This is a genomic window from Bacteroides timonensis (assembly GCF_000513195.1).
Lineage (GTDB): Bacteria > Bacteroidota > Bacteroidia > Bacteroidales > Bacteroidaceae > Bacteroides > Bacteroides timonensis.
Map to the genome: position 1 here is coordinate 60268 of NZ_CBVI010000044.1, position 12104 is coordinate 72371.

Genomic DNA, 12104 nt, shown 5'->3' on the forward strand with positions numbered 1-12104 from the left:
TAAACGATATGAAACTGAAAAATTTACTATACGCAACCGTCGGCTCTGCCGTCCTTGCATTCAGCACAGCATCTTGTTCAGACTATCTCGACATATCAGGCGAATTCAACGCCAGCCTGGGAGTCGATCAAGTTTGGGACAATGCAACCTATACCCGAAACTGGTACGGAGTCATCTACCGCAATCTGATGGAATATTCAGAAACCGGTTCGGAAGTCAACGCTTTCAAAAACCCATGGTCAAACCTCTGCGGTGAAATCGCATCGGAAAAAGCCAGTTCACGCGACGTCATGATGGCAGGCTTTACGGCAGCCAGCGGAAGTTATCACCGTTGGGCCACTTTCTACAAAGACATACGCCAAGCCATGATTTTCATTGAACGCGCCCACGACGGAGGTGTAGGTGACCCCAGCAGTACCAACAAGCTGACAGCCGAGGAAATAGCCCGCATGAAGGATGAATGTCGGTTCATGATTGCCTATTATTACTTCTCTATGTTCGAGCTTTACGGCCCTGCCTGTATCGTGACGGAGATAGACGATGCTGCCGAACCGCACGTGACGGATTATGACCGTGCCACGGTGGACGAAATGGTGAACTACATTGACGGCATATTGGCCCCTCTCTGCGACCCCGCACAGTCCAAACTGCCCGAATCAGTCATCACGTCATACGCAGACGGTGCATACAATTTCAACACCAATGAAGTGGTACGCCCCACCATCGTAGTGGCCAAAGCACTGCGTGCCAAGTTGTGGATGTATGCCGCCTCCAAACTGTTCAACGGCGGCGACGGTTCCGAATACTACCAGGGATTGCAGAAACTGCAAAACTCCAAAGGCGAGTACATCTTCCCGCAGAGCAAGGACCCGCAGAAATGGGTGACTGCCAGAGACCGTGTTAAGGACTTGATAGATTATGCCGAAGCACAACACCACGCCCTCTACCGCGTGATGGCAAACGGAGTGGAGCAACCCGACCGTTCGGTATACAACCTCTTCCAGGTGTATAATGAAGAAATCCTGTGGTGCAGTACCAACAACAGTTACTCTGACCAGTACAAGATGGAGAAACGTACCAACCCGCGTGATGTAAACTCATGCTATGGCACTATCGGCCCGTCTCAAGACGCTGTAGATATGTTCTTCATGGGCAATGGACTCGATATCGATGATCCGAACAGTGGTTACGATGAAACCGGATTCAGCGCTGTAGAAAACCGTTGCTATGACCCCGACTATAAAGATAAGAAGACGGATCAGAATGTCTCCAATATGTACGCCAACCGTGAACCGCGTTTCTACGCAAGCGTGGTATACCAGGGAAGAAGCTGGTTCAAGAAATGGATGAACGGTAATCCTAACTACACCGTAGACTTCTCGGCAGGTGGCGGAAACGACCTCTCCAACGGTGACAACGTGAAAAGCGGCTATATGCTGGGCAAATTCAAGAACCGTACTGTGAACCATGCCAGCGGTGATACACAGAGTTGGAAACGTGTTTCCATCATCTACCGTTTGGCCGAGTTCTACCTGTTCTATGCCGAAGCACTCAATGAAATAGATCCGGGCAATGCGGACATCATCAAGTATATCGACATAGTACGCGAACGTGCAGGTATCCCAGGCTACCAGACTATGAACGATAACGGCATAAAGACCGGTGTAATAGGCAATTACGACAAACAGTTCGATGCCATCCAACACGAGCGCTACGTAGAACTCTATTGTGAAGGACAACGCTACTTTGACGTTCGCCGCTGGATGGTCTGCGGTGACGAAGGCAGAATAGGTTGCGACCAGACACGCTTCTACGGAATGAATATGAAGGGCTCGAAAGATAAAGCTCCGGGCGAACCTACCTCCTACTATACGCGTACGAAGCTGGAAAACCGCCAATGGACAGACAAGCTCTATCTCTATCCTATTCATCAGAATGTGATAGAACTGGCCGAAGGACGTATTCCGCAGAACTATGGTTGGTAAAGAAAAGACAGTTTTTTGATTGGTTTTCAAAGGATATAAGTAGAAAGATTGAATGAAGGTTTGGAGGCAGCAACTGGCATAACCGGCCTGGTTACTGCCTCCTTTCTTTCTCAGCTAACAAATCAACAATAAATATACCATGAGTAAAGAGAAAACATTTCCAGCCCGGAAACTCCGGATACTGATACCCATGATTCTGTTCCTGTCCCAAACAGTTTGCGCACAGCATGAAAATAAGACAATCAACGACGGTTGGAAATTCCATAAAGGTGAGTGCGAGGCCGCAGCCTCTCCGGCTTACGACGACAGTGCGTGGAACAGCATACATCTCCCGCACACATGGAATACGGATGCATATACCGAAAAAAAGTATTACCAGGGAACAGGCTGGTATCGCCGTACACTGACGTTGCCGCAACATTGGCAAGGCAAACAGGTATTCCTGAAACTGGATGCAGCCAGCAAGGCCGCTACCATCTACATCAACGGTAAAGAAGTAGGCGAACATAACGGCGGATATACCGCCTGCACATTCGATATCACTTCGTTCTGTTCGTTCAACTCTCCCAACTCTCTCGCTATCCGTGTAGACAACGCCCGGCAGGATATCCCCCCTATCTCCGCCGACTTTACATTCTTTGGCGGTATCTACCGGGATGTATGGCTCACGGCAGTCTCCAAACAGCATTTCCATCTGACCAACCACGGCTCGGACGGGATATTTATCAGTACCCCGCAAGTATCCGAAGAAAAAGGCACGATACTTATTCGCGGAGAGATCAAGAACGATGCAGAACAGAAAGCATCTCTTGAACTGGAGCATATCGTATACAATCCCGACGGAAGTATTGCCCAAACCCAGAAACAGTCTATCCAGATAAAAGGTGGAGAATTATACTCTTTTCATACCGAAACCGCCCCTATCCTGTCCCCCCGATTATGGACACCCGAGACACCTCATCTCTACAGGGTAGAAAGCATTCTGCGCGATAAAAAAACAAAAGACATCCTCGACCGCAGTAATCATCATACAGGTTTCCGCTGGTTTAGCTTCGATGGCAAGACAGGCTTCTCCCTCAACGGAAAGCCTTATAAATTACGCGGCATTTGCCGCCACCAGGACCAAAAGCCCATCGGAGTCGCACTGACGGACGAGATGCACCGCCGCGACATGATGCTGATGAAAGAGATGGGCGCCAACTTTATCCGCATCTCCCATTATCCGCAAGATGATGCCCTGTTGGAAATGTGCGACAAACTCGGTATGCTGGCCTGGGAAGAAATACCCATCATCGACATTGTGCCCGACACTCCGGGTTACGCAGAAAACTGCGAAAGCAATCTGCGAGAAATGATACGCCAACACTATAACCACCCCTCCATCATCACCTGGGGATACATGAATGAGATATTACTCGTCACCCAGCGCCGCTATAAAAAAGAAGAACTGAAGCCCGTGCTGGAACGGACACTGGCACTCGCCAATCGTCTGGAGAAAGTTTTGAAAGAAGAAGACTCCACTCGTGTCAGCACTATGGCCTTTCATGGCAGCAACAGTTATAACGAGGTAGGATTGGGCAATATTACCGATATTGTCGGCTGGAACCTGTATCAAGGCTGGTATGGAGGCAACCTTACAGGCTTCGAACGCTTCCTGGCAGAACAACACAAAAAGTTTCCTTCGCACCCCATGATTGTCAGCGAATACGGTGCAGGTTCTGACAAGCGCATACATTCGCTGCAACCGAACGCCTTCGATTTCAGCATCGAGTATCAGCAGAAGTACCTGGAGCATTACCTGCCCGTACTGGAAGAAACGTCCTACGTCTGTGGCGGAACGCACTGGAACTTCATCGATTTTTCCTCCGCCCTGCGTGATGAATCTATGCCGCGCATCAACAACAAAGGACTGGTATATTCGGATCGTACCCCAAAAGACGTGTACTATTACTACAAGGCAGCCTGGCGACAAGACATTCCCGTGTTACATATTGCCAGCCGCGACTGGACTCACCGCAGCGGTGTGCAACATGGAGAGACTCCGGTTCTGCTGCCGGTCAAAGTATACACCAACCTTCCGGAAGTGGAACTTTTCATTGACGGCAAGTCTTTGGGCAAGCAAAAGACTGAGAATTACACCGTTATATTTGAAGTACCGTTCAGCCGGAAAGAACACTTCATTTCCGCCAAAGCTGAAAGCAAAGAAGCTGCCCGTAATCCCCGTACCATTGAAGACGGCATCCACCTCAGCTTCACCCCTGCCCCTGCAAAGTTGAATGAAACAAACTTACGGAATCTGGAACTTGCCGTGAATGTAGGCAGCAATTGCTTCTATACTTCCGATGAAAGCCGGCTCACATGGCTACCCGATCAGCCCTACACTGAAAACAGTTGGGGATATATTGGCGGAGAAAGCAAAAACAGTCAGACACAGGTTGAGAATACCAATGACGGGCCGTTGTTCCAAACCCTTCGCAACGACATTGAAGGCTATTGTTTCGATGTTCCCAACGGAGTTTACGAGATAGAATTTCTTTTTACAGATATATTCCGGGAGAATGCAGCCACCGCCTACCAGTTGGGACGGAATTCCGATGTAGAAAGCCGCGAGAACTGCTTCAGCATAATCGTTAATGATGAAACTGTAGAAGAAGACTTTTCTCCTTGCCGGGAGAGCGGCTACTTCCATGCTTTGCGGAAAAGATACAATATTACAAACTTTCGGAATAAAATTGAAATACGCTTCCCTGTTCGGAATGGAAAAAGCTTTCTGAACGGTATAAAACTCAGAAAACTTTATTAACTTCAAAATAAAAACGCCATGAGAGCTAAAATTTGCTTAATTATCACCAGTCTGATGCTTGCGGCAAGCAGCATACATGCACAGTCCATCTGGGACAAGGCACACCTGGAGAAAGTAAAACAATCATTACATCAACCGTACTTTTCGGCTGCTTATCAGGAACTGATAACGGATGCTGAAAGAACGCTTGACGCACAGCCCTTGTCCGTCATGATGAAAGAGAAGACACCCGGCAGCGGAGACAAGCATGACTACATGAGTCAGGCACGCTATTTCTGGCCCGACCCGGCCAAACCGGACGGACTACCCTACATCAGCCGTGACGGTGAATCGAATCCGGAATTGAATAAGCTGGACCGTAACCGCCTCGGAGCAACCGCCCAACGCGTCACCACCCTTGCCCTTGCCTGGTACTTCAGCGGTGACGAGAAGTATGCCCGGAAAGCTACGGAACTGATACGCGTATGGTTCTTTAATAAAGATACGCGCATGAATCCCAACCTGGAATATGCCCAGATGATACCGGGACACAACAACAATAAAGGGCGTTGCTATGGGGTCATCGATACCTATTCCTTCGTCGAGATGCTGGATGCCGTGCAACTGCTGGAGGGGTCAAAAGCCTTCACCCCGAAAGATTCCAAACAACTGAAAGCATGGTTCGGCAAGTTGCTGACTTGGATACTGAACAGTCCGCAGGGACAGGAAGAGGCACGCCAGGCCAATAACCACAGTACGGCGCACGACGCACAGGTCATTGCCTTCGCCTTGTACGCAGGAAATACGAAAGTAGCGCAGGAAGTCATCAATGCCATTCCCCAGAAGCGCATCTTCACCCAGATAGAACCGGACGGAAAGCAACCGCACGAACTGCGCCGCACTCTTGCCTTCGGTTACTCGCAATTCAATCTGTCCCACTTCATCGACATCTTCATGATGGCACGGAAGATTGGAATCTCCATTGACAACGCCACCTCGGCAGACGGGCGCAACTTCTACAAGGCTATGGACTTCCTGGTTCCCTATGTGGGAAAAGAAGTGAAAGACTGGCCCTACCGTCAAATCAGCGAGTGGGAGCATAAACAGCAGGAGTTCTGCAAAGATTTATACCGCACCAGCTTGTTCAACCCTGCACGGAAAGACTATCTGGAACTCTATAAAGCCCACCGCATCATCAACTGGAAAGACCGCTTCAACCTGCTATGGGTAGAAGCCGACGATGTGGACAACGCCTACGCTTTCGCCTGCGGACAACTCCAGTTTGCCCTGAAGTGCGCCGATAAAGCCAGAAAAGAAGGGGACAACCAGTGCAAGCACCGCGTCACGCCCCGCAGCCTCAACAAAGACGGCTCACTGAGGATGATACATCCCCACGACTGGTGTTCAGGCTTCTTCCCCGGTTCACTGTGGCAGATGTATGCCTACACGAACGATGACTTCTGGCGTCAGCAAGCCATCAGCAACACCTGGATGATAGAAGAAGCCAAATGGCACAAAGGCACCCACGACCTCGGTTTCATGATGAACAACAGCTTCGGCAAAGCCTATCAGCTGACCGGCGAACGCTCCTACAAAGATATAGTGCTGCAAAGTGCCCGGACACTGATAACCCGCTACAACAAGAAGGTAAAGAGCATCCGTTCATGGGACCACAACCGCGACAAATGGAAGTTCCCCGTCATCATCGACAATCTGATGAACCTGGAGATGCTGTTCTGGGCCACTCAGGAGACTGGCGACTCCATCTACTGGAAGATTGCCGTCAACCACGCCAATACAACAATGAAGAACCATTTCCGCCCGGATTACTCTTCTTTCCATGTAGTGGACTATGACCCCGAAACCGGCGAAGTCCGTGCCCGGCAAACCGCGCAAGGCTATGCCGACGACTCTTTCTGGAGCCGCGGACAGGCATGGGGGCTCTACGGTTACACCATGTGTTACCGCTTCACCAAGAACCCTGCCTACCTGCAACAGGCACGCCACATCGCAGACTTCTTTTTCGGCCTGCCCAACCTGCCCGAAGACCTAATCCCTTATTGGGATATGAAAGCTCCCGGCATCCCCAACGTTCCCCGTGACGCTTCTGCCGGCGCCATCATGGCATCAGCCTTGTATGAACTCCGTGGCTACGTTTCGGCAGAAGACGGCAAACGTTATCAGGACATCGCCGACAAGATAGTGGACAGCCTCAACCAGCATTACCGTGCCGAACCTGAAACAACCTACGGCTTCCTCCTGCTCCACTCCACCGGACACCATCCGGGAGGGGACGAAATTGATGTCCCAATCAACTATGCCGACTATTATTATCTGGAAGCATTGGCAAGAAAAGCTGCTCTTGAGCAGTAATTAGTACTTTTTGAGACAGTAGTTCATCTTTTTGAGACGTTTTGTATGGTGAGCAAACTACTTTTCCACTATTTTTGTAGCATAGAGATTTAGAATCATTTTATAAAAGAAAAAGACATGAAAAACTTATTCGACATTAAAGACAAAGTGATTATCGTGACCGGCGGTTGCGGTATCTTAGGAAAGAGTATCGCCAATTACCTCGCCGAACAAGGTGCCAAAATCGTTATCCTGGACCGTGTGGAGGAAATCGGTAAAGAACTGGAAGCCGAACTCAGCCAGAAGACGGAAGCCCTGTTCCTGATGACGGACGTGCTGAACAAAGAAGTGCTGGAAGAGAACAAGAAAGCCATACTGGAACGCTTCGGAACCATCGACGTGTTGCTGAACGCTGCCGGCGGAAACATGGCCGGCGCCACCATCGCTCCGGATAAGACCATCCTCGACCTGGAAGTGGACGCTTTCAGAAAGGTAGTGGACCTGAACCTCTTCGGCACGGTGCTGCCCACAATGGCATTTGTGGACGTAATGGCTAAGAATAAGAAAGGTGTTATCGTAAACTTCTGCTCCGAATCCGCCCTGCGTCCGCTGACCCGCGTGGTAGGTTACGGCTCTGCCAAAGCTGCCATTGCCAACTATACCCGCTATATGGCAACGGAACTGGCCACCAAATTCAGCCCCGAACTTCGCGTAAACGCCATCGTTCCGGGCTTCCTGCTGACGAACCAGAACCGTGCGCTGCTGACCAACCCGGACGGCTCATATACCGACCGCGCAAAGACCATCATCGCCCACACTCCGTGCGGACGTTTCGCCGAACCGGAAGAACTGTTCGGAACCATCCACTACCTCATCAGCGATGCTTCCAGCTTCGTGACAGGTGCCCTGTCGGTAGTAGACGGCGGTTTTGACGCTTTCTCCATCTAAGCCGATTCATATTTAATAATTGATAATAATAATTCAAGTATGGTATTATGCGAACAAACCTGGCGCTGGTACGGCCCTAACGATCCGGTCAGCCTGTGGGACATCAAGCAAGCCGGAGCAACCGGCATCGTGAACGCCCTGCACCACATCCCCAACGGTGAGGTGTGGACGGTAGAAGAAATCATGAAACGTAAGGAAATGATTGAAGCTGTCGGCCTGCGCTGGTCGGTAGTGGAAAGCGTGCCTGTGCACGAACATATCAAGACCCAGACGGGAGATTTCCAGAAATACATCGATAACTATAAGGAAAGCCTGCGCAACCTCGGCCAGTGCGGCGTAAACATCGTGACGTACAACTTCATGCCTGTATTGGACTGGACGCGTACCGACCTTGCCTACGAACTGCCCGACGGAAGCCGCGCCCTGCGCTTCGAACGTGCCGCTTTCGTTGCTTTCGACCTCTTCCTATTGAAACGCCCCGGTGCCGAGAACGACTACACCGACGAGGAGAAAGCCAAGGCAAAAGCCCGCTTCGAGCAAATGACGGAAGCCGACAAGCAACTGCTTGTCCGCAACATGATTGCCGGCCTGCCCGGTTCGGAAGAGAGTTTCACTCTGGAACAATTCCAGCAGGAACTGGACCGCTACAAGGACATCACTCCGGAGAAGCTGCGTGCTAACCTGATTTACTTCCTGCAGGAAATCGCTCCGGTTGCCGACGAAGCCGGCGTAGAGTTGGTCATCCACCCGGACGATCCTCCCTACTCCATCCTCGGCCTGCCGCGCATCATGAGCAGCGCCGCCGATTTCCAGGCTTTGATTGACGCTGTTCCCAACAAGAGTAACGGCCTTTGCCTTTGCACCGGTTCACTCGGCGTAAGCAGCGCCAACGACTGTGCCGCCATCATGCAGCAATTTGCCGACCGCATCAACTTCGTTCACCTGCGCAGCACGCAGCGCGACGCAGAAGGCAACTTCTACGAAGCTAACCACCTGGAAGGTGACGTAGATATGTATCACGTCATGAAGGCCTTCCTCGAACTGCAACAACGTCGCGGAGTATCTATCCCCATGCGTCCCGACCACGGGCATCAGATGGTGGATGACCTGAAGAAGAAAACCAATCCGGGATATTCCTGCATCGGCCGCCTGCGCGGACTGGCAGAATTGCGCGGACTGGAAATGGGCATCGCAAAGTCTATCTTTAAGTAATCTCTGTAGGCAGCATCAGTCCATCTGATGCATCCATACAATTAATTACGGGCTACAAAGCACTTATCATTCGTGCCTGTAGCCCGTAACTAATTATGAACCATTTTATCGGTGAATTTACCGACTCAAAGCATATCAATCCTGCTTAATAGAAATCAGTTCTTTCATTTTTTCAAGCAATATTTCTGTCTGTGGAAACAATGGGGCAACATCTATTTCTGCCCAATCAAACATATCATCATAATCACCTGCCTGACGCATATTAAGCAATCGGGAAGCTAAACGAGCATCTTCCCTGCTCAGCAAACCTCTCGTTACAAATTCCTGTCCCAACATACAAATCAATCCACTATGAGTTTTTGAAGCAAACCCCTTATCCACCATTAGAGCTGAAGCCATGTGAAATACTGCATAATACAGGCGGTTCGCTACCAAACTCCAATGATTCAACAACGCATTATCCCTCGCTTCAATCATCGCAGTCTCAGATTTCTGTATCCGATACGAAATTATAGCTTTTTTCTCATCAATTGTCAACGACATATCTCAATACTTTCTTGTTCCACATTCTTATAAAAAGGAGTAAAATTCCTCTTTTGCCAATCACTATAAGTGTAAAGCAAAGGATTTATCATAGCCCCTATCTTCCAGCCCAATTCCATCAAAGGGTAAGCAACATTATCAAAGTCATCATTATTAATCCGCTCCTTATCAATCAAAATAAGAATGTCCCAATCAGAATCTTCACGGGCATCTCCGCGTGCCTGAGAGCCGAACAAAAGCACCCTCCCTCCTGTGGGAAGCACATTCTGCAAGGTATCCTTGATTTGCTGCAATATTTTTGTTTTAGAATACATCGTATCTTCTTTACTAATATCCAATTACAAAGATAAAAATATATCATGTAATTCCAATTCAACTTAGGCTTATTTCTCTAACTTTCCTGTTTATACCTAAAAGCGGGATATAATTCTAACTATTCAATAGTGACGTTATGACACTTTGCTTTTTATGCATAACGAGAACGCGATATTTCCGTCCCGGTGCAGGGAAGAGCGAAAAGAAACGAACGAAAACCAGCATCTTACTGATTGAAAGAAGAATACATAAATAAGGACAACTCTAAAAAAAGAAAAACAGATGGTCTGTGTACTAAAAACACATCATCTGTCGCCCATATATAGATCGTTTGCGTTACATCTATAGATTGTTTACGTTACATCTATAGTTCCCTTGCGAAAGAAGCACAGTTCCTTGCATAACCATCCACACATGCTATATGTTTATGCAGAAACCATGTATTTATATTCCATACATTATCCAAGCAGATTCTATTTCGAACGTTTTGCCAGAAGCACTTATCAGCAAAAGGCCCACTCTGATTACTTTTTGTCCGGAATAAAGTATGATGTCTGACTTTTAGCACACCCTCCTAAGTTATCACATAAGTTAAAAAGAATGCGAAGCCCCTGAAGGAACTCCGCATTCACGAGATAAAAAAGGATTGAAAAAAACAGGGTATATATTGGTTAGATGAGAAATTACCTATTATGATTCTTTTCGGAATAGTCGGCACAGGAAAGACCAGGCAGTTGTTTTCCCTCCTTTCATTTTCCTATCATTATTCAGTACCTTTTCGTTTAATGAAAGAATTCTATGGGTGAGGTCCGACATCTTCTCAAACCCCTCCTGTAGTCTTGCCTCCCGTTGAGCACGCCGGTAGTTCTCCTCCAGCAAATCATCATAAGCTTTTGTCAAGCGTGCATTCTCCTTATAAAGCCAGTTTAAATGCTCTTTCGGAACCCGCTCGATAGTCGCGTCATCTTCCGGGTAAGACTTCGTTGAATTAAACTCAAGAGATTTCTCAAGGTCCTCCGCATCCACCATCGGATCGGGGTCCTCGTAAGGGTCTTTATCCGGAGATGAACATCTCAGATAACCGAGCCTTATCCATTCGCGGATCTGCTCTTCGGATATGCCGTATTTCTCAGCGGCCAAACTTACAGAAAGCCAATTAGCCATATAGAGTGTTTGATTAATAAGTTTCAAATCAACCCTATACGGCTATAACTGGTTATTACAAGAGGTACGGGGCATTACGTCTTCCCCTAGAGAAGGTATGTGGGTACCCCTAGCAAAAGGAAGAGTAAGCCCGTACCAAGAACTGATACAGGCTACGCTCATCCGATTGCTAGATAAAAACTCCCACATTTTTCTCTAACCGGAAGAGGACATATACGTATACACAATACTATATGTCACTTGTTCACCTGCAAAGATACGTTTTTTTCATATTCAATAACAAAATACCTCTATGTTTTTTACTTCCGGCTTAAAAAAACATCAAATTAAGTCGCTGCAACTCCTCCTTACAAAGAGGGCCGTATATCTTTCGTCGAGCACTCTCCATGACACCGGCAAGGTATAGGTGAAGTCTATCTTCCCCCCCCCCCGTGTGAATCATCATAACCGGGGAGTATTCTCCCGGCTCCAACTCAGGCAGGATCACCAACACCTCTGTGTCGGTATACTTAAACACTCTTTTTACATGTATCAATGTGCCCTTATCGGAGACGGGAGATAACCCCAGGTATATGGTTCCGAGTGAAGATAAGCACAGATTCTCACCTGTGATGACAACAGGAGCGTTCGAGGTAATGGTACCGTCGCGCATGCCCGTCAGCGGGTCGTACACACTATTGATAACAGGAATCTTCTTCCCAAAAAGCGTTGGGATTTCGTTCTTTTCCTGCGTCTTATGGTGTAACTCAGCCACTATTTTTTTCTTATCTTTCATCATATAATATCCATCAATTAGTTATTAA

General features: G+C 48.4%; 9 protein-coding genes. 5 read left to right on the plus strand and 4 right to left on the minus strand.

Translation table 11 applies throughout. The annotated features are described in order from the left end of the window. Nucleotides 1-8: 8 nt before the first annotated feature. From BN161_RS10055 to uxuA, 5 genes are all read left to right on the plus strand, one after another. The gene (locus BN161_RS10055) at nt 9-1985 is read left to right on the plus strand and encodes a RagB/SusD family nutrient uptake outer membrane protein (RefSeq protein WP_044265537.1); all 1977 of its coding nucleotides are present in this window, start codon (nt 9-11) and stop codon (nt 1983-1985) included. A 139-nt stretch (nt 1986-2124) separates the two neighbouring features. Further along, nucleotides 2125-4788 (plus strand): glycoside hydrolase family 2 TIM barrel-domain containing protein, encoded by a 2664-nt coding sequence (locus BN161_RS10060; RefSeq protein WP_044265539.1) that lies wholly within the window; start codon nt 2125-2127, stop codon nt 4786-4788. A gap of 18 nt (nt 4789-4806) precedes the next feature. Continuing rightward, on the plus strand, nt 4807-7140 hold the full coding sequence (locus tag BN161_RS10065) for an alginate lyase family protein (protein ID WP_044265540.1): 2334 nt from the start codon (nt 4807-4809) through the stop codon (nt 7138-7140). Nucleotides 7141-7257: 117 nt separating this feature from the next. Next, nucleotides 7258-8067: an SDR family oxidoreductase gene (locus tag BN161_RS10070; protein ID WP_025831231.1), complete on the plus strand. Its 810-nt coding sequence runs from the start codon at nt 7258-7260 to the stop codon at nt 8065-8067. 39 nt (nt 8068-8106) lie between these two features. Then, nucleotides 8107-9279, plus strand: coding sequence for a mannonate dehydratase (gene uxuA, locus BN161_RS10075; RefSeq protein WP_044265541.1), 1173 nt, complete (start codon nt 8107-8109; stop codon nt 9277-9279). Nucleotides 9280-9414: 135 nt separating this feature from the next. Here the strand turns inward: uxuA and BN161_RS10080 are convergent, their stop codons facing one another. From BN161_RS10080 to BN161_RS10095, 4 genes are all read right to left on the minus strand, one after another. Then, complete coding sequence (locus BN161_RS10080) at nt 9415-9822, minus strand: HEPN domain-containing protein (protein ID WP_044265542.1); 408 nt, start codon at nt 9820-9822, stop codon at nt 9415-9417. After that, complete coding sequence (locus tag BN161_RS10085; RefSeq protein ID WP_044265545.1) at nt 9813-10136, minus strand: nucleotidyltransferase domain-containing protein; 324 nt, start codon at nt 10134-10136, stop codon at nt 9813-9815. The genes BN161_RS10080 and BN161_RS10085 overlap by 10 nt, the downstream gene beginning before the upstream one ends. 691 nt (nt 10137-10827) lie before the next feature. Then, nucleotides 10828-11301 (minus strand): hypothetical protein, encoded by a 474-nt coding sequence (locus BN161_RS10090; RefSeq protein WP_044265547.1) that lies wholly within the window; start codon nt 11299-11301, stop codon nt 10828-10830. Between the two features lie 310 nt (nt 11302-11611). After that, complete coding sequence (locus BN161_RS10095; RefSeq protein ID WP_244436463.1) at nt 11612-12079, minus strand: DUF4469 domain-containing protein; 468 nt, start codon at nt 12077-12079, stop codon at nt 11612-11614. Between the last annotated feature and the right edge of the window lie 25 nt (nt 12080-12104).